Source organism: Legionella nagasakiensis, assembly GCF_900639915.1.
Classification (GTDB): domain Bacteria; phylum Pseudomonadota; class Gammaproteobacteria; order Legionellales; family Legionellaceae; genus Legionella_A; species Legionella_A nagasakiensis.
Map to the genome: position 1 here is coordinate 58,460 of NZ_CAAAID010000013.1, position 20,583 is coordinate 79,042.

Consider the following 20,583-nt stretch of genomic DNA (forward strand, 5'->3'; position numbering starts at 1 on the left):
GCATGGCTTCAAATTCAGACGGTGGTTATTTTTTCGCTTATAATGATATAGATCGTTTGGGGACTATTGCTGTAGGAAACTTTTTGCCAACGACCCATGAAATCAAACCACACCATTGGAAAATTGTGTTTGTCTCCACCGATAATCAAAATATTCATACTTAACGTCTTGTTAACGCAATGTTTTCATCGCATTCCCCCAAGCAATCACTTGGTCAAACAAAGACTTTAGTGAATTTAGATGATGCTCGGCTGGTTTAAAGACACTAAAATTTTCAAAGTCAGCGTATAAAGATAGCGAAACTTGCGCACGTACATCGGCAATTTGTAATTCAGCCATCACCAGACGTAATTGCTCGACAGCACGCACACCACCGGCGCTGCCATAGCCAACAAAGCCAGCCGCCTTGTTATTCCATTCCTTATAAAGAAAATCGAGAGCATTCTTTAAAGCCCCTGATGTGCCATGATTATATTCGGGTGTTACAAAAACATACGCATCCAACGCCGCGATTTTCTTAGCCCATTTTTTTGTATGTTCTTTACTGTATTTTCCTAACGAAGGAGGAATTCCTTCATCCAGCAAAGGCAAGTCATAGTCACGCAGATCAATTAATTCAAAATATGCATCTTGCCGCTTTTGTGCCTGTTCATATACCCATTTTGCAACCCCTTCCCCAACCCGGTTTGGGCGAGTGCTGCCAATAATAATGCCTACGTTAACCATAGTTAGTTCCCTTAACTGAAATGTTTATAATTATACATCATAAAAATGTATCTCATCCAATTCTTAACATTCGCTCAGCTGGGCGAATATTCTGGCGGCATCAGCGGGCCACCCTCCAAGGGACTGTGTACACTCTTGGTTTGCAAGATTTCATTTTGTATTTCTGCCATTCTCTCCATGTATAATTTATTTTTTAGCCTTTCACTTTTTGCACATAATGCTTTTTCCTCGGACGTAATTCTAAGCAACAGTTGAATGTAATCATCAGAAGCCGTCTTTTCTCCTGCTGCAAAGGTGGTAGATAATGTGCCCTGTGTGACCAGATCAATTATTTTTAGAGTAATGCCCCGTGAGCCGATTAATGAATGCCTTGCTACGGCAGAATGACGTTCACGTTCCGTTTGGCACTTAAGGTTGTTTAAAGTATCCTGCATCATGTTAAGAAAGGCACTTAATCCTTCGATTGGATTTATTATTCCTACGGATACCTCATCCAAGATTTTTAAACAGCTTTCCCGGCAAGCACTTTCCAACAGGTCATCAAAATGATTCACAAAGGAAGGTAACTCAACGGTAGAATTCAAACTATTCATAAGATGAGTGTCACAAATTAAGCTTTTATGTCTTTTTCTACTGCCTCTATTTAGATAAATAGTTTTATCCACCAAAGAGGGTATAAAACTACTATGACAGGCCTCTGTTATATTTCTATGGGCAATCGAATTGCGCCCTTTACCGTGTTGAAGGTTTGTGCGACCCGTTGTTGGCACAATGCCTGTTTTATAATAAGCAATTAATGTATAAAAAAATAAATCGACGCGACGATTAGCATGTTCAATCACGTATTTTTTTGACACGGCAAGAAGCGCATTTTGATCATCCTGCTTTTTTTCCAATTCTTGCTGAGAGCAAGGCAATGCAAGTGCTGCGCTATAATTGTCGCTATAATCAAATCGCTTACGTTTTTTTCGAGGAAATCGCTTACGTTCTTCTGCTTTCAATTTTGCAAAAAATTGCGGCCCTGATACTTGAGTAATGCCTGTGGTTAGTGCTCTACGCTCTAAGATTACCGTTGGAGTGGCTTTTTTTACTGTAGCCTCCGCGCGGAATCCGGAGAAACGAGATAAAGGAGCTAAAGAAATATTAGAACGTAACAGCCCTGTTACAGGTGTTCTACCAATCCCAAACATTCGCATCATGGTTTTCTCCTAGAATTGCCATTATTTGGCAAGGCCCATCAAACGCATCCAGAGTTTTTTTCCATAAAGCCTAAAATTTATAAAGTAAGAATTGGTGGTCAAATAAATAGGTTGATTGCTCCTTGCTTAGTTGGGAAAAGGACTGTCTTATCACAGTACACAAGTATCATCAAAAATTCAAATCATAAACCGACATCCACAGCAGACAATGTATTCACAATATCAGCAGATCTAGCTTCCTCATCAGAACTACTAGCGATCAAAAAGGATAAAGAAAATGGACAGCAGATGTCCATTAAATAAGCTTACTCGCGAGACAGGGCAAGCCTTGGGAAGCTCACTCCATTGGTCGTCTGCCACCCCCGCCAGCAGGGACTTGGATGGTAGAAGCTTCTTCTAGGCACTCTTCCTCTGTCTGCTGCAGATGTTTTACGATACAGCCCAAACATTGTCCCAATTCTCGAGGCATTGCTATCTTTTCAATGTTTTTTCTCAATGATTGTTCAGCAAGGGTGTTGTAAATGGCTGCAAGCATCGTATTGACGTCCGGAAACTCCTGCTCTAACAGACGTTTGATTTCCTCTTGGTAAGGCGGAGGCGGTGGGGTAAAAAGTGGTCCAAAAGGAGAACGACGCTCTCGACTGTAATGATTGAGCAATAACCGAGCCTTTTCTAAAGCGGTATGCTCATCTCCTGATTCTGCATCAAGTATACGTTGATAATTATGAGAAAACATGTCTCTTCGCTTAACCATAATATTCACGTCAAGAATGTAAATCATCACTCGTTGTTTGATTGCATGTTCCCACAAGACTTGCGGCGGCTGAAACTCTCCTGACTCATCCAGCTTAAAGCGAGTCAGAGGACGTTCCTTGAGGGTATCAAGGGCTTTTTCCAGAGTTTTCACTGTGAGTGCCTTCCCGTGATGGTTGAGCAGACGGGTGATGAGCGCTGGATTTACCCGGATGGCCTCTTGCAAAAAGACAGTGCTCAATACTTCCGGATTCGGCTGTGTTACAGGGCCTATCGTTCGATTAAGATGAGTCAGTAACTCATCATGTTGATGCAGCCAGGCGGTAAGCCTGGCTTCCTCTAAGATACGCGCATCAGGAGGCACATCGTCTTTGAACAACGCTTCCAAATGGGCAAAAACGTGCACATGTCCTGCTCTTGCCGCAGACAGCAAGGCTTTTTCCATTGCGGATTTATCCGGTCGAAGTGCTTCTGGCAAATTCTGGCAGAGAAAATCAATGACACGAAGATGCCGTTCATCGGGTGGGCTGGCCAAGAGGGACCGCCACGTCCCGATGGAGGCCTGGCGCAGGGCATAAGCAACGGCCTCCTTACTCGGTCTGGCATGGAGAGGCGCCTGCGTGCATAAAAAACGCACCACATCCTCCTGCCCCTGGTTGGCCGCATGACCCAACAGCGTTGTAATCACTTCTTCATCCGGCTGAAATCCCCCTTCCTGAGATAAAACAGCAGGAACCAACTCCCAAGCGTCAAGATAAGGTATGCGTTCAAGCACCCGTGTAAGTAATGGCTGAACGTATCTATCTTGTGCGTCCAGATGATTCAGGCACGCGGCCACCTGTTCTGTGTAACCTGCTAAACAAACACCAAGACAACATTCGGCGAGCTCAAGCACCAAATCTCTTCCGGGTCTATCGGCATCGACCTGAGTAAACAAGGATTCAAGCACCATCGCAAATCTTAATGGAGCATTTATTTGCATGGCGAGAGACAACTCGGCAATCATGGTGGCGTGACTTGGTCGTCGTTGCGTCTCAGGCAGACGGCACAGATACCTTGCTATGTCTTGATGTCCACGGCGAACCGCATACGCCCAAATTTGATCCATTTTTTCCTGGGTTGGTCTTATGGAGGCTTCCTCAAAAAAATACTGAACAGTATTTAGTTGTCCTTGCGAGAGTCCCCAGTGAAATGCCGCGGTCATCGCTGCTCGCGAAGGCTTCTTCCCTTCAGGGAAGCTGCATACATAGCGGATTACATCGACTTGGCCAAGAGAGGTGGCATGCTGCAATATTGCTTCAAGGTCTGCTTGATTGAGTATCAATGGTTCTGCTAGGTCTTCACACATTGTGCGCACCACCGCCTGTCTTATCTCCTCCTGCTCAATCTGTTCTATTGCCTCATGCAAGCTTTGCATGACAATCTCTCGCCGCGGCCTCATCTCTTCAGGCAAGCGGCAGAAATAGCGGATTAAATCTATTTGACCGTTAATCACGGCATTCTGGAATGCCGCTTCAATCTCTGCTTGATTAGGTCTCCATGGCTCTGCAAGTTCGTCGCAAAAATACCAAACCGCATCAACGTTGTTTTGCGATGCCGCCCAGCCAAAAGCCTGTAACATTGCTTCTCGTCGTGGCCTTATGTCTCCAAGCAAATGACAAAAATAATGAATCAAAGAAACCTGACCATTGTAAGCCGCATGATTCAGCATTGTTTCAATTTCAGCTTGATTGGGCCTGAGCGGCTCTGGGATTCTTTCGCAAATTCTCTGAACCACGGCTGTTCGCTCCTCATCACTTGCCATGAGAGGAGAATCTATTACATCGTGCAGGGCACGGAAAATCGCTTCCCGACCTGGCCTGTCGGCTTCCGGTAATTGACAAAAATAGTCTATGAGTAGCTGATTTCCTCGAGAAGCCGCTATTCTTAATGCCTCCATCGTTGCCTCTTCCCCCGGGCGGCTTGCCTCATCCAGTGCGTAAAGGCGTTCTACAATCGTGGTTAGTCCGCGCTCAGTGGCATCAATCAGTATGGCTTTAATAAAATCGGTATTTAGCGCACCTTCAGCAAGAATTGCCTCTATTTGCACCTCGCTTAAGGCGGCATACTGTGGGCTATGAAGATAATAAGCAGTCCCTTCTTCTCGTTCCGCAGGCGTCTTACGAAATACCTTGCGACCATTGCAAATCAACGTTAGTCCAGCGGTGTCTGCTATAGCATCTTCAATCAAGTGACGTGAGGTGAGTAGTTCTGTCAAATAACATCGGAATAAGTCATCGAAGGGTTCTTTGGCTGAATAAACATAATGCTCTTCATCCAATTCATACAGACGTTCCCAATAATTGGCCTCCGGGTCAGAAGGAGGGATTTGAATGTTTTGTAATCGCCGAAAAAAAACGGTGATGCGTTCGTGTGTAATATTTTCCCCACGAGGCACACTAAATATAGCTGACATGTCCATGCAATGTTCCAGGCTTGCCAGGACATTGCTTAAGTTAAATTGCCTTGCAAACGCTACCTGTGCTTGCTCAGTGTGTTCATCCAAACCAGGTGGAATTCGCCCATCCTCAACGAGTGTTAGACCATACTCTTCTGCTAAAAGATTATAAATACCATTGGTATAATGGATGTGGTCACCTTCCAGATGAATCCATTGTCCACTGGCCGCATCCATGACATACAATAATCGATGGTAATCTACGTAATGTGCGGCAAATTGTCTAAGCAGATGTTCTTTTGCCTGGATGACCAGGGTGTCGATTTGAGAGGAGAATAATTTGGTCATGTCGCAAAGATTGGAGGCCACACCATCCAAACAAACATGCATTGGCAGGTGGTCGATGAGTGATTGGTCAACCTCTCTGTAATGTTCCTCGATATCAAGAATGCTTGCTTCCAGGGCGGGTTTAATCACTGCAAACGTGGCCTGGATGTCCAACGGGCTCGAAGCTTCCGTTAATGCCTCGACCAGGCCCCTAAGCTCTGTAAGTTTTCGAAACTTTTGTGCATCCAGACCAATAATATGGTCAAGGCAATTTAATAATTGTTCCTTACAGGCAGCAAATTGCGCAAGCCCTTCATAAGCGATGACTGGTGCCTGATATAACGCCTCTAGGCGCGCTTGAATCGCTGCATCGCGGTCTGCATCTTCTGGAATCCGAAACTCTTTTAAGCGGGTTAAATTTATTGGCATCCGTAATCCTCAGTGTTTCACCTCAGAAAAGTACCGTCGCACACTTTAAATAGCGCTTTTGTGCAAAATTATAGTATACAAACATTAAACAAAGATTAAATAAATAATATTCTGTTAATCTCAATAGTCTACAATTTGATTAATTAATAATCATTTTGAGGCGCGTGTATGCCAACGCCACTATCACACGGTGAATTAATCGACAAAATGGCTGCTGCCGGTTACTACGTCGACGATGGAGAAGGCATTTGTTTTGGCGTGGCTGAAATGGCCAAACAAGCTTTTTTAGCCGGTGATATTGAGTCTTTTAATAGCCGCCTTGAACTTATTCACAGAATGCCACGTAGCGAATTTGAGAATGAATTTTCTTCAATCAAACGGCGTCTCAATGAGGCCGAAGCAAGTGGTGACGAAACGATGATTGCTTTACATCGACGAACATTAACCGAGTTACATGCTTTTTTTGGCGGCGTAAGCCTGTATATGTTTCCTGAGCATCATCAAGATATTTTTGAGACAAGCAATCTTAGCCAACAAACACGCGCTGCGGCTCAATTGCCACTCTCCGATGCTTTAATGAATGATCCTCCAGAAAAAGCAATGCAATGGGTTGGTGCTTATTCAACGGATGAGTTAACTATTTATTTGGATAGATTGGCTCATCATTTGGGAGCCGTTGATTTTACCTTGGATATAGAAAACTTAGAACATCGAATCGAGCTTAGTTATGACTCACGAGAACAGAAGTGGTTCTTTGTCGATGCGAACCAACTCCCCCCAAAAGTGTGTATAAATAGTCCTGAAGGCAGAGAACAAATCGCTCGATTATTGCAAGAGGGGGTTGGAGAACAAGGTAATACGGTTATTCACACCGAGATTTTTGTGAGACGTTCCAAGTTACCCGAATTAAGAGAAAAAATAGTCGAACTCAAAGAAGACGAAGACTGGAAACAAATTCATCAAATTAATCCCGAGAGGGCACAAAGAAAGGGAATTGATGAAGCAACGCTTCTACATATTGCTGCTGAGAATGGTGACGTCAATACTTGCCAAGCATTATTACGAAATGGTACGAATGTTAATCAAATCACGAAAGACCATATAACAGCATTACATCTTGCCTCAGCTAGTGGCCATCTTGCAACCGTTCAATGGTTATTAACCCAGAATGGGATAAATATTAATCAAACAGATAGCAATGGCTTAACTGCACTTCATTATGCTGCTGAATATGGCCAGGCTGAGGTTTGCCAATATTTATTACATCAGGGAGCAAATATTGATCCTAAGGCACATAATCGTCTAATTAAACTATTTCATGAGGCAGCAGCAAACGGCAATCTCGACACGGTCAAATGTTTATTAGAACAAGATGGAATCGATCTCATTAATCAAGCAACAAAAAGCGGCTCTACAGCATTGCACCTTGCAGCCACATATGGCCACCGTAACATAGTTGAGTTTCTAGTCAATCAAGGAATTGATATCAATCAAATGGGTCATAATGGATTTACTGCATTACACTGTGCTGTAACTCATGGGCATCGTGAGCTGGTTGAATATGTGGTGGCACAAGATGGAGTAGACATCAATCGTCCTGATGCCAAGGGAAGATCGGCCTTACATTTCGCCGTCCGTGCAGGTGATCTTGAATTGGTTCAATATTTATTAGCGCATGGGGCTGACGTCAATCATTCGGATAACGATGGGATAACAGCGCTGCATCTTGCTGCGCAGTTGGGAAACAACGATATTGTTCAAACCTTAATAACACAAGAAGGCATTGCCATAGATGCCATCGAAAATGAATTTGGCTATACACCGCTTCATATTGCCGCCGAAGAAAATCATGAGGATGTATTAATCGGCTTATTAAATGCTGGTGCTGATAAAGAACAGCAAAATGAGAGTGGTTACACACCTTTACAATTAGCGCTGCAACGAGGGAATGAAGCTGCTGTGCGCTCCCTTTTAGACCATGGCGCCGACCCAAACAATCGGGGGAATAACAAGGAACCGCCTCTTTGTATCGCAATACGCCAAGGGAATACAACACTAATAAGGATGCTACTGGACAAAAATGCATCCATTGACATGGACGAACATTCACCATTTTCACCTTTTGTGGCAGCTGGTGATAAGGAAGCAATAAAACTCCTTTTACTACAACATCAACTGTATCGTTTAATCCAATCAACCATGACCCAGCCAGAATTCAGTCAAGCTCACCCTCAGGTGGTTGAAAGAATGCAAGCGATTATGACAAGAAACCTCAGCATCGAGAACAAATTACGAGTTTTAATTGCAATAGCACACGATGAAACTTCTGTTTTTACTCGTCTGAGGAACACGGTTCGTGACCCACAGCTCAGCACTCATTTTCTTCCTCAATTACGCAAAGTTCATTTGGATGAAGGTACAAGTATCAGGGGTACTCTTACAACCTTAAGCAGGTTAATACCAGACACTCTGCTACCACCACAAGAGACAATCCCGGAAGAAGATGGCGAGGAAGAGCGACAGCGTAGTGGCCGTTCTTATGCCTTAATGACACAATCCCTGGCTTCTTCCCAGAGCATCGAATCAGAACCTGAGGAAGCAGCGTTGCAAACCGTTCAACCCAAACCATCTGGGCTTGATTTAATAACAGCACGTCTTTACGCTGAACTAGTGGCCTGCGTAGAAAGTGGGACATTACAAGGGGAATCCATTGAAGCGATGCATCGAGTGATAGAGGAAGACATTGTATCGGAGCGAGAAAAACTGGACAGATTGATCACCATCGCCAGAGAACATGCACCCGTTCCTACCAGTTGCACTTTTTTTAATAAGCATCGTCCTTCCTTAACCGATGAATTCTTACACAGACTAGGTCATGCTAACGTAGAAAATGAAAGAGCATTAAGAGTAACCATTGGCTGGCTAAAAACAATCCAAATCAATTTTGAAGGACCAAGGGACGAAATAGCTGCTGCACCTCGAGTCATCAGATGACACCTGTACACATCCCCTAAATGACTGAATATAATTGATTCGCCTTGGAAGATAAAAATGGAAAACCTCATAAGGATTATTTGGAGTTTTTCTGGCCAGTAAAGTGTTATACATCATTTCAAGGATGATAAATCATGACTAATTTAGATATAAAAACATGCAGAGTGTACGAACCTCCTTCTTCTAAAAAAGGCTTATGGTTATTAGTAGACAGACTTTGGCCTCGAGGTCTTAAAAAAGATGCGCTCTATTTTGACCGATGGTTAAAAGACATTGCCCCAAGTCCTTCCCTGCGAAAATGGTTTAACCACGAGCCGGATAAATGGGCTGAATTTGCCAATAAATACCTTGAGGAATTAAAAAACAAACCCGAATTGATTACAGACATTCTGGAAAAAGCGCAAAATTCAGAAGTTATATTGTTTTATGCTGCAAAAGACAAAAAATATAATCATGTGCGAGTTCTTAAGAGAGTTCTTGAGTCTTGGCCAAAACTTCCTGACATTAAAGAATAATCCTATCACTACCTACTTGCAACGATGCAGCCTTTGATCAGCAGCAATGTCTGCACAGACGATCTTGCAAAGATTGACGTCCTTGAATTTGGAAACATCGACCTTCGGAAATTTGAACGGAAGATAGCCCATAGGAAAACTTCAAAAAACAATTTGAAATATTTTTATACAAAAAGTAATATGCTCCCTATTTTTCATCATGTTGGCATTAAACAATACATTATTAAGGGGGTATTTTAATGCTTACACCTGAAGGTCAAAGAGCGTCCAAATTAGATAAAATTATGCTATTAGCAATGTGGACACAAGCCCTACAAGAAGAAAACTCTCGAAAGAAATTAAAAATCATTGCTTCCGGCATGGGAAAACCCACTTTTCCGCTAAATTCACACGCCCATCAATTTTTGGCCGATTACTGGAATAATCATTCTGGAAAAGCAATATCCTATGGTCATCCCCAAGGAGAAACTCAAGCCAGACAAATGATGGCCGCTGCCATGTCGAATTGGTATAAAACAGACATTCAAGCCTCCCATATCCTTTTCAATGTTGGTGGCGCTGGAGCCCTAAAAGCCATTTTTTCGTCTTTAGAAGAACTTCACAATGATGTTCCTGGTTTTCGCGTCATTACCCCTTACCCATATTATACGTTATATGCCGGATCAAATTTAAGGTTACACCCTATTGATGTTATGAAAAATCCTGGATATCAATTAACGGCAGAAAGTCTTGAAAGAAGCCTGGAAGAAGCAAATAAACTTGCAAACATTGATCACAGGTATCCACGCGCTTTTTTATTCTGCGATCCCAATAATCCACTAGGCACTGTCGTGGGCAGAAAAGAACTTATAAAAATAGCTAACGTATTAAAAGCATACCCTAAATTAACGATTATTTTGGACGAGGCTTATGCTGAGATGGCGCTTGATGAAAAACACGTCTCTCTGCTAACCGTTGCCCCCGATTTAAAAGACCGAATTATTGTGATGCGCTCTGCCACAAAAAGCTTATCCGCTGCCGGTGAACGGATGGCCATCACCATAGCATTTAACGCCCAAATCATGGCGGAGTTGGTGCAAAACAATATTACTAATTGCGGACATGCCCCAATTTCTCTACAACGAGCCTATGCAGAAGCAATGGCTCACTTTACAGACGATGAAAGACAAAAAACAATTAATTTTTATCGTCCTAAAGTGGAGTACGTTCACAGACGCCTTATAAAGATGGGAGCCAATTTACCTGGTTGTCTTGAAAAGCCGAAAGGAACGTTTTATGTATTAGGAGATTTTAGCGATCTTATTGGAGAACCGCTATCTGAAGATACCTATAAGGCCTTGGGCAAAATTGGCAACATTGTTTCAGATGAAGACATAGCCTATTCCCTGTTATTTAAGAATTCAGTTATGCTTGCACCGCTATCCTATTTTGGAGTTTCCTCAAAGAAAGGCTATCTAAGAATTACTTGTAGTGAAAACACTGAAGATCTTGAAGATTTAATGACTCGATTGGAATCAAGACTGATGCATGCGCGAATGGAAAAACAGAAAACTCTAAAGGAACAATTGTCAAAAGCACTTGTTTCATTAGAAAAATTAGATACTGCAAAGCATTCGGAAATTATTTTGCAATTGGCCAAGATAAATTGGGATAATTCTTGTTTGGGGTTAAAAACTCAAAATGAATTATTAAAAAATAAAATCTTAGAAATAAAATGCATACTTAGCCGGGCAAACGAAGCAGGAAGGACGCACGCCGCAATAACAATCCAATCGTATATGCGAGGCTTCTTTGCCCGCCGGAAAACAAAGAAGTTGGCTGATTCTTTGAATAAAGAATGGTTTGCTTTTGTAAAACAAATGGCGCCGCAACCAGGTAAAACCAGAGCTCATTTAGAAAATATGACTATCTTTGAGCGTGCTCAATTTACCCCATGGGTTAGCCACTTAAAAGCGATGAACACTGCACAATCATCACCGAGTTTTTTTATGAGTATCCTATCGAGCAATAGCATGCATGCGTTAGGTTACCTTCTGTTTACAGCAGGTTTAGCGGCACTGGCTCTAGCAACAGGAGGAATTCCCTTCGCAGCTCTTGGCATTAGCAGCATGACCGGGATTGTCGCCGGTGGAGTTAGTGTAGGGGTTGGAGCAAGTATTCTTGCAATTAATTATTTTTCAAAGCCGAAAACCTCATCCTCTTTACCCAATAATAGTCACCACCAACGATTACCAAGTTGTTGTTGACCCCATATATTAGAAGCGCGAACGTTTGCTAAAATAAACACGAAGATTTTCTTTTGGATCATTAATGAGAAAGCATGAAAAGCTCAATTTGACGCTGGATGATGTTGGAAGTTTTTTATCTAAACTAGCTGAAAAAAGTGACAATGTCTATTGGTTAAGCAGCCCAGATTTTATAAAAATTCAATACATAAGTCCCGCCTATGAAAAAATATGGGGACGCTCCCGAGAAGAACTTTACGCTAATCCTGAGTTATGGATCACGTTTTTACATCCAGAGGATGCTGTAAAGAAACATCCCATTCATGAAATGGCGGATAAGATCACATGCTTAGGAGCATCTGCAAGATTTTCAGAGCATTATCGAATCATTAGACCAGATGGTGAAATTCGTTGGATTATGGACAACGGCTTCCCCATATTTGATCACAATGGGATTTGCTGTGGTGTTACCGGAGTTGCCGTCGATGTCACAGAAGAAAAACAATATGAGTTGCAATTAAAAAAAGCAAAAGAAGCAGCCGAAACAGCCAATCACGCTAAAACGGAATTTATTGCCAACATGAGCCATGACATACGAACACCTTTAGGCGGAATTGTAGGGATGTCTGAAATGCTTCTGGGTTTACTAAAAGAACCAACACACATTCAATATGTAAAATGGTTGAATGAAAGTGGCAAACAATTACTTGGCCTTTTAAACAGTATTTTGGATATTATCCAGGCAGATAATCTGCACGAACAACATCCGATAAAAGAATCCTTTGATTTTTATGAGCTTTTAAATGACCTCATAAAATTAGTAAAACCCTCAACCGAATTAAAAGGGATTGCTATCTATTTAAAACTTGACCATCAAATTCCCCAATACATCAAATCCGACCGAACCAAACTTCATTGTATCCTTTTAAATCTCATTGGAAATGCAGTCAAATTTACCAATACTGGTGAAATTATCTTAGGAATCAAAACATTATCAACATCAAAAAAAACAATACGATTGCAGTTTCGCATCACGGATACAGGCATTGGCATATCAAAAGAAAATCAAGCAAAAGTTTTTGATCGATTTTTCCGTGTGAATCCCTCTTATAAAGGTTCATACACTGGTCATGGTGTTGGGCTGCATATAGCCCAAAGCTATGCCAAATCATTAGGAAGCGAAATACACTTGGAAAGTAAACCTGGGGTAGGCACAACGTTCTTTTTCGATTTCAATTTCGATATAGGCTCCAGGCTTAAGGCAAGCAATCACGATAACATTCATCTTCATGGATCTACCCTATATTCTCTTAACGCACCGTTAAATTCCACAAAACTATTATTAGTTGAAGATAATTTGCTGGCCCTTAAGATTCTTGAAAACTTTATCTCTCAATTTGGATGCAAATATAGCTCCGTTATGGATGGTGAACAAGCATTAGAACTGGCAAAAAAGGAACCATTTGATTTAATCATTACCGATATCGGCCTACCAGGGCTCTCAGGGTATGAGCTAACTCAGCGGATTCGCAATTGGGAATTAATTAACCACAGGAAAACAACACCCATTGTGGGATTAACAGCACATGCATTCAATGAGGCCTATAATGAAAGTATATCGGCCGGAATGAATGAATTATATACCAAGCCTTTAACCCCAGAGCTCATGAAAACCATACTCGCTAAATACTTATAGGCCTTCTATGTTGCCTAAATCTGGCAAACCAGCCTCACAATGCCACGGACTGTAGACAGGATTTAATGATTCTCCCACAACTTTATCCACAGATTTTGTGGATAAATGAATAAAAGAGGAACTTATTAAAATAAGCGACACCCCTTATGTTTATTGAGATTTTATGAAAAAAAAGAATAATTCCCAAAGGAAATAAAAGCGCAGATCAAAAAGATATCCACAAAGAGGTTTAGCAGGAATTTTCAATAGCTAAGTTTTGAATCTTATCAGAGAAAAAAATAAAAAAATAGCCTCGATGTAAAAATAGTTAGGCGTTATCCCTGATGGTTTCTACAAACTGTGTCCAAAACATTTTGAAGAATTGGGGCTACGTTATGATTTGAGTAATTCTGCACTCGCTGAAACGCTTTATATCCAAGTTCTTTAGCCAGATTTTTGTCCTTTATGATGCGCTCTAATTCATCCGCCATACGCACTGGATCTCCTGAAGGAGTAAATAATGCACTTTCTGAATTGCCTATAATTTCAATTGGTCCTGACAATCGGGCAAGAACCATGGGTAATGAATGAAGCATGCTCTCTAAAATGACCAAACCAAACGCCTCCTCGCGAGAGGGCAAACAGAATACGTCAATGTCTTGATAAAATGCGTTTCTGTTTTCAATCCAACCTAATAAAATCACATCATTTTCCAAGCCATGACGGTAAATTAATTTCATATAGTTGTCTTTTTCTGGCCCATCTCCAGCGATTTTTGCTTTAAATGCTATGTTTCTTTTTTTCAGCTCAGCCAGCGCCTCAATAAATACATCGACCCCTTTAATTGCTGTAAATCGCGCACATACGCCAATGACAGGAATGTCTGTTTTTTTAGGTTCTTTATAAGCTGAATGTTTGGGAATATGAATCATATTAGGTACAGTAAATACAGTATGTTCCGGTATTCCAGAATTAATAATGTCCTGGCGCATTTGCTCTGTAATGGCAATGATGGCATCAGAACCAAAATTATAATGGCCTTTAACATGGCATACTGCAATTTTAGGAACGTTGGTTCTGGCTTTTTTGAATAAATAAGCAGCTCTGTAGCTGTGCGTAATAATGCAATTTGGCTTGTACGCTTTAATCAGTTTCCGCAGTCTGAAGACTGCAAAAAGATCATGTTGGTTGTAATTATGAATCATTATAAGATTTTCTTTGGGGCAGTTTCCCTTTATTTCAGCCTTAGGATGAATCATTGGAATGACCTGATTCCCTTGTGAACTTAAAGCAGGAATATAATTTAAAAACACTTGCTCCAGTCCGCCATTAACTTTAGAGAACATTGCGTTAAATATCTTCATCCAGAATCCCCAAATAAATATTAACTAAACAGCTCCAAAATTTTCTCAGGCGGACGCCCTATAATGGCTTTGTCTTTATAAGTAACAATTGGGCGCTGCATCAATATGGGTTCTTTGAACATGGCCTGTAAAACCTGCGATTCATTATCCAGTGACAATCCCAGTTCTTTAAAGATATTTTCATGGATTCGAACGAAATCCTTGAGCGCGAAATGAGACCGTAATGTCTTCAATTGTTCAATCCCAAGCGGGGTTTTAAGATAGTCAATCACAATAGGATTGAAACCTTTATTTCGCAATATTTCCAATGCTTTTCTTGATTTAGAACAGCGAGGATTATGATAAAGAGTAATGTTTTCCATATTGTTGTAAATTCTTTGCTGAAATGATCTTCAATATACCATTAATACAGGTAACTTACGCTCAATAAAACATTGTGCGTGTATATATGTGATAATTTTGGACCATTATACGTTGCCGGCTCTGAAACCGTAAAAGAAGTTCCCAATATTTGAATATCGTCTTGAACGCCAAAAGTGCCACTTCCTAAGCCACTTCTCCCCCAATCTGCAAACTCATACCCAAGTGCCACATTCCAATTTCTATTTATATTTTTCTGAATACCTAACCCAAGGCTATAAGTGTAGCTAAAAGATTGCGTTTTATCTTCAAACCAGGGGGCAGAAACACTTGAATTGATCATGGGATAAGTATAATAACCATGCGCTGTATTAAAAGAAGCGCCAAATGAACCCGTTATAAAAGGTTGTATAGAATAGTTTGGCAAGCAAAATAAGAGTTTATCACGAGCAACCACTTTCCCATGGTTGGTTTGATACTTATATTGAGAACCGCTAGGAACGGAATTAATAGTAATTGTACCTTGCAAATTGGCCTCTCCCGCCCCTCCAAAAGCGACACCAAGCTGGTTAATAATCAAAGGGTTGATTAGCCATTGCAAACCCAAAAATACCTCACCTGTCCCTATAGCCTGCCAATGTTTCTTAGCATTATAAGTATTAGCAACTGTGTTGGTTACAGACGTTGAACCCACAACGGCAGGCACACCATTGCTTAACCCTATAATAGGAATATTGATTACATTGGTAGGATATAATGTTTGAGTTTCACCAGGCTGAGATACAGCTACTCCACCAGTAATGGTTATGACTCTTGCAAAATTGCTCGTGGCAGTCGTTATTCCCCATGCAGAGCCACACAGCATTAACATTAAATAAGAACAATATTGTTTTATATCCATATTTCTGAAATATCCAATTAAAACCTTATTTCTACCTGATTTCCCAAGTCTGAGTCAAATATTGGCATTAGGCAGTTTTAACCAACCAATGAGGATAAAAACAATCCGGTCAGGCTAGATCTAGCATGTGGAAACAAATCTAACATCAGTTTCCTAGGTTATTTTGTTTGGTCAATGTTGAGAGCAAGGCATGCCCTAGACTACAAACAGTTTCTTTGACAAAAATTCTTCAGTCTAAAAATTATTTAATGCTTCTTGTTCTTCAGCAATAAAATGTTACAATATAACACTTTTGCGATGTTAGTAGGCTACTACCTTATCGGTTTTTTGCACTACTTTGCTTAACCATATTTTAACCAATTCTAGGTTTAAAAGTTTACTGTAACTGTCAATGACATGCCTGAAATTAATACGACACGCAACTGGTTTAAATCAGGAAAACTTCATTCCAAAGGGGAAGTTTGTAAAAAGTGAACGGTTATCCTTTTAGCATCTATATAGTTTTTAACGTGGAGGAAACCAATGTATAGCAATCATCGATTCCACCTTTCAGAGGATGATCAACTTCTCGATCAGGAACACACTGCAGAAAAAATTGAACGGATATTGAATGAAGCCCAAAGATTGGGATTAGTACGGGCATCAATCGATTTGACTAGCCAACACAAAAGCATCAGTTTGTTGTGTAAATCCAAAGACACTATAGCCATACAAGCCAGAATGACACAGCTTTTGCTGGCAGAAGGAATTACCGTACGCGACATGATAGAGGTAGAAACGCTTTGGAATGAAGAGGACATGGAACATGAAGATCATGTACATAGATCTAAGCCCCTACACCCCGATCACATTAAAAAACGCAAGAAAACTAAACACGGCCACTCCCATAGCCACTCCCATAGCCACTCCCATGACCACTCCCATGACCACTCCCATGACCACTCCCATGACCACTCCCATGACCACTCCCATGACCACTCCCATGGTCATGAGAATCATTGGTTTAAAGCGGCATTAGGCTTGGCTTGGGGAATAGGCTTACTCGTCCTTTCCATCGGGAGTTTTAACATTCCTGTGATGGCTTATTATGTCATAACAGGTCTTACTGCTTTGATGACATTATATTTGGGACGCACTGTTTACCAATCAGCATGGCGCGCGTTGCTTGAAAAAAGATGGGACACTACAACTTTATATGCGATTAGCACATTGACCATCCTTGCCGTGTCTTTCGTAAGCCTATTTGTCCCTGGCCTACCTATGATGTTTGAAGCCGCTCCTCTTGTTTTAGGCTTTTGGCATTTGGGTGAAGGAATTGAACATACCCTAATCGGTGAAATTAGTAAAAAACTAGATGTACGTGATTGTGTGCCTCCGGTCGTTCTATTAAAAGGTACCCCGAATAAGAAAGTTTCAGTCAAAACATTAATTCCTAACGATGTTATTATCGTTCATAACGGAAGTGTTATTCCTGTCGATGGGGTATTAACGACAAAAGCACTGCTTTATACCACACGAATCGATGGCTCACCCGAGCTTAAAGAATTTAACCCAGGTGATGTTGTGAAAGCTGGCATGCGTTTAGCGGATCATGTTCCTTCATTGGAAATGCGTGTTACAAAAACTTATCAAAACTCTTATCTATCATTAATCGCAAAAAATATTAATCAAGCGAATGCTGAAAAAGCGCCTGTTGAAGTATTTGCGAATAAAGTATTGAAATATTTTATTCCCGGCTTAATTACAATAGCACTGGTATCAGGCATTGTTATAGGTTCATTGTTTAACCCAGCACTTGCCATTCAATGCGTTGTGTCCGTTCTCGTGAGTGCTTGCCCATGTGCCTTGAGTTTGATTACCCCCATGGCCGTTAAAATCGGTATGAAAAAAGCCTCTGAACAAGGAATTCATTTTAATAATGGCAAAGCGCTGCAAGCAGCAGCTGACATTGATGCCATTGTCTTTGACTTAAATGGCACGCTTACTCAAGGTAAAATTACGGTGCACGCTTTGCATATTGCAGATAAAAAATTTTTGCCCCATCTCGCATTACTAGAAGGTCAATCCACGCATCCAACGGCAAAAATTATTAAGTCTTATATAGAAGAACAGGGACTTGCTGCCAGTGAAGCATTAGAAATAGCTTCTGTTGATAAAAGCCATCACTCTGGCATAAAAGGCGTGATTAACGGCGAGACATTCATTATCGGCAATAAAGATATGTTACTGGCAAATGGCGTTACACATATTAATGAACCCTATAATAATCCTGACAATGGTTCTATTTATATTGTGCGTGGGGAGACAGTAATAGGACAAATTTCCTTAACTGACCCTTTGCGTGAAGACGCCAAGACGACCGTCGATCAATTAAAGCGTCTTGGCAAAACCGTGCATATCTGTACGGGATCAGATAGAGCCTATGCAGAAAAATACGCAGCATTATTGGGTATTTCTAAAGATAATATTTGTGCGAATGCAGTAGGAGCGGTCACTAAAACTGGCGAAATCTCTAAAACAAGTTATATTCGGCAATTAAAAAGCAAAGGCCGTAAAGTCGCCATGGTGGGTGATGCAGCCAACGATATCACAGCGATTGCTTATTCCGATGTAGGCATTGCTGTTAAATCCAGTATTGGGGATGACATCACACAGCAACATGCAGGCATCGTGGTACAGCAAGGATTGTTATTCCCCATTGCAACCGCATTTGATGTGGCAACAAAAACAAAACAAAACATTTTCCAAAACTTATTTGTAAGTTTAACCTACAACTCAATGATTACCTTGGTGGCAGCCGGTTTGTTTGTTGCATTAGGGATTACCTTAAATCCTGCAATTGGTGTTGCATTGGTGATACTTGAGTCCACGCTTGTTTTAGCGAATTTATATCGGCTTAAACAACAGAAAGTTATATCTGCGGCAGCAAATGATAACAAGATAGTCATAGAGGAAGTCCCCGGAAGTACAACCTCAAAAGTATTGGATGCGTTAGGTTATCGCTCTCAGCCCACGGCAAGTTTAACCGATACAGCGGAATGTATGGCGGTAGGTTCTCGAGGTAGAAGTCTATTTGCCTCTAAAGAGAATCGTTCTTTTCATCCGCCTGAGATAGCTCAGCAAGAGCTAGCGTGTCGCTGTTAAGCAGACATCATTTTTAATGATCGTGAAGGATGTAAAAAGATCATCTATCACCATCATCAAACGGTGACTTCTTTATTCTCTTGCGTTTAACGTATCCCGTAGCGTTTCAGGCAGAATGGTCTGGACTTTCTGAGTAAGCCAGACTTCATTTTTCTGCCATAACGTTCCTAAATAAATAATTAATATTCCAATTGCGGTCAAAGCGACAGGAAAAAAAGGGCTGTCGGCAAATACTTGCCATGCCAAATGACCAAAGTACAAAATTGCCCCTAAGGCGCCAAAGATCACAAAAACCTTTCTTACCAGTAACACGCCTACGCCTATCATCAATAAATTAATGCAAAGATAAATAAATCTCGATAATTCACTGTCTGAATGTTGGCATGTTAAACCGCCCCAAAAGGCAAGAACCCCAAATAGATATAACCAGAATGCATAATCCTTGGAAGGGCCTGAGCGCAAATCAACCCAAAATGCGAGAAAAACCGTCGCCAATCCAAAATACATGGAAACCAGCGAGCGCAGTTCAAAATTAAATCCCACCTCTTGCCCTAGCATGGCGGCAAGATCCATGGACATGTACCATAAAGTCACGGCGATCGGCATCATCATAAACGGATAGCGATACAACCAAATTAAGATAATACCAGCCGCCAGTGTGCCCAATTCCATGAATATCCAATGCCATTGAATATAGGCATGATAATCTCGATAAACACTAGCGTCTGGCCACCATCCCATTGCGTTTTGCAAACCATAAATAGCCAATGGTATTATACAAATTACAAAGGTTGCACAAATCCCCGCAGGCACAACCAGATTCTTTCTTTCTAATAAAGTGGTTAGCCCTAAGCCTAAAATCCCATAAAGGATAGACAAAATAAAAATACCCCAGCCGCCAAAATGTTCCCAACCTAAATTCATGAATAAGGTCATCGCCCCAATGGCTAAGAGGCCACCAAAATAGTAAGTAATATGAGTAAAGTTAAAACTGGGAGCTTCATGAGACTTAATTTTTAAAAATTGAAATAAGGATTCAGCCTGTTTTGTATCAATGATTTTTTCTTTTACTGCTTGGTTTAGAAGTTCGCGAGAAATTTTCATGGGGTTCCTCAACAGTGAACTCATTACAAAATCGACAGTCGTACTGTCTTATGAAATATTTTAGAGCACTTAAGTCATACAAGGTCAAGGCCGATTATTTTGAATTCAGCACATTGTCCTAATCAGGTAAGTGTGTACCCACCAAATATAAATTTTTTTTAACATCCCTACCATTCAATTAAAAAATCCACTTCTATTGAGGACTACGAACCTCGGCTTTGAGACTTTCAGAGTGTACAGCAAACACCCTTGACTTAAAGCGCGATGAAAATCCAAGGTGGTAAAAGAGCAAGCTTCCCCACTTCCTGTAAGAAGATACCCAGATTGCGTAGCTCCTAATTGCCTAAATTTGGCAATAACCCCTGAAGAATTATTCCTGGTAACAGACTCATAAAATCTTTTCTGTTGAATCACCTTAGGCATGATTTGT

Annotated in this window: 13 protein-coding genes; 6 read left to right on the forward strand and 7 right to left on the reverse strand. The window is 41.1% G+C overall.

Going from position 1 to position 20,583, the window contains the following annotated elements:
• The first annotated feature begins 2 nt into the window (after positions 1-2).
• Positions 3-164 carry a hypothetical protein gene (locus E1O52_RS13220; RefSeq protein WP_165474789.1) on the forward strand — a complete coding sequence of 54 codons (162 nt, stop codon included), beginning with the start codon at positions 3-5 and terminating at the stop codon, positions 162-164.
• Between the two features lie 7 nt (positions 165-171).
• Here E1O52_RS13220 and E1O52_RS10650 read toward each other — a convergent pair whose 3' ends face one another.
• The 3 genes from E1O52_RS10650 to E1O52_RS10660 form a co-directional block, all read right to left on the reverse strand.
• Positions 172-726 (reverse strand): NADPH-dependent FMN reductase, encoded by a 555-nt coding sequence (locus tag E1O52_RS10650; protein WP_133128695.1) that lies wholly within the window; start codon positions 724-726, stop codon positions 172-174.
• Between the two features lie 74 nt (positions 727-800).
• Positions 801-1,925, reverse strand: a complete 1,125-nt coding sequence (locus E1O52_RS10655; protein WP_133128696.1) for a hypothetical protein — start codon at positions 1,923-1,925, stop codon at positions 801-803.
• A gap of 337 nt (positions 1,926-2,262) precedes the next feature.
• On the reverse strand, positions 2,263-5,871 hold the full coding sequence (locus E1O52_RS10660) for a hypothetical protein (RefSeq protein WP_133128697.1): 3,609 nt from the start codon (positions 5,869-5,871) through the stop codon (positions 2,263-2,265).
• 168 nt (positions 5,872-6,039) lie between these two features.
• Here E1O52_RS10660 and E1O52_RS10665 point away from each other — a divergent pair, with 168 nt between their 5' ends.
• The 4 genes from E1O52_RS10665 (at position 6,040) to E1O52_RS10680 (ending at position 13,301) form a co-directional block, all read left to right on the forward strand.
• Positions 6,040-8,865: an ankyrin repeat domain-containing protein gene (locus E1O52_RS10665; RefSeq protein WP_133128698.1), complete on the forward strand. Its 2,826-nt coding sequence runs from the start codon at positions 6,040-6,042 to the stop codon at positions 8,863-8,865.
• 134 nt (positions 8,866-8,999) lie between these two features.
• The gene (locus E1O52_RS10670) at positions 9,000-9,380 is read left to right on the forward strand and encodes a DUF488 domain-containing protein (RefSeq protein WP_133128699.1); all 381 of its coding nucleotides are present in this window, start codon (positions 9,000-9,002) and stop codon (positions 9,378-9,380) included.
• Positions 9,381-9,619: 239 nt separating this feature from the next.
• Positions 9,620-11,626, forward strand: a complete 2,007-nt coding sequence (locus tag E1O52_RS10675; RefSeq protein WP_133128700.1) for an aminotransferase class I/II-fold pyridoxal phosphate-dependent enzyme — start codon at positions 9,620-9,622, stop codon at positions 11,624-11,626.
• Between the two features lie 64 nt (positions 11,627-11,690).
• Entirely contained in the window at positions 11,691-13,301 is a 1,611-nt protein-coding gene (locus E1O52_RS10680) for a PAS domain-containing hybrid sensor histidine kinase/response regulator (protein ID WP_133128701.1), read from the forward strand.
• Positions 13,302-13,615: 314 nt separating this feature from the next.
• On the opposite strand, the gene E1O52_RS10685 is transcribed toward E1O52_RS10680, so the two are convergent.
• From E1O52_RS10685 to E1O52_RS10695, 3 genes are read right to left on the reverse strand one after another with little or no spacing between them, the layout of a single operon-like run.
• Positions 13,616-14,644, reverse strand: a complete 1,029-nt coding sequence (locus tag E1O52_RS10685) for a glycosyltransferase family 4 protein (protein WP_133128702.1) — start codon at positions 14,642-14,644, stop codon at positions 13,616-13,618.
• Between the two features lie 20 nt (positions 14,645-14,664).
• Complete coding sequence (gene arsC / locus E1O52_RS10690; RefSeq protein ID WP_133128703.1) at positions 14,665-15,006, reverse strand: arsenate reductase (glutaredoxin); 342 nt, start codon at positions 15,004-15,006, stop codon at positions 14,665-14,667.
• A gap of 41 nt (positions 15,007-15,047) precedes the next feature.
• Entirely contained in the window at positions 15,048-15,905 is an 858-nt protein-coding gene (locus tag E1O52_RS10695) for a hypothetical protein (RefSeq protein WP_133128704.1), read from the reverse strand.
• A 522-nt stretch (positions 15,906-16,427) separates the two neighbouring features.
• Between E1O52_RS10695 and E1O52_RS10700 the strand changes: the two genes are divergently transcribed.
• Complete coding sequence (locus E1O52_RS10700) at positions 16,428-19,049, forward strand: heavy metal translocating P-type ATPase (protein WP_133128705.1); 2,622 nt, start codon at positions 16,428-16,430, stop codon at positions 19,047-19,049.
• Positions 19,050-19,121: 72 nt separating this feature from the next.
• Here E1O52_RS10700 and E1O52_RS10705 read toward each other — a convergent pair whose 3' ends face one another.
• On the reverse strand, positions 19,122-20,153 hold the full coding sequence (locus E1O52_RS10705) for a DUF2157 domain-containing protein (protein ID WP_133128706.1): 1,032 nt from the start codon (positions 20,151-20,153) through the stop codon (positions 19,122-19,124).
• Between the last annotated feature and the right edge of the window lie 430 nt (positions 20,154-20,583).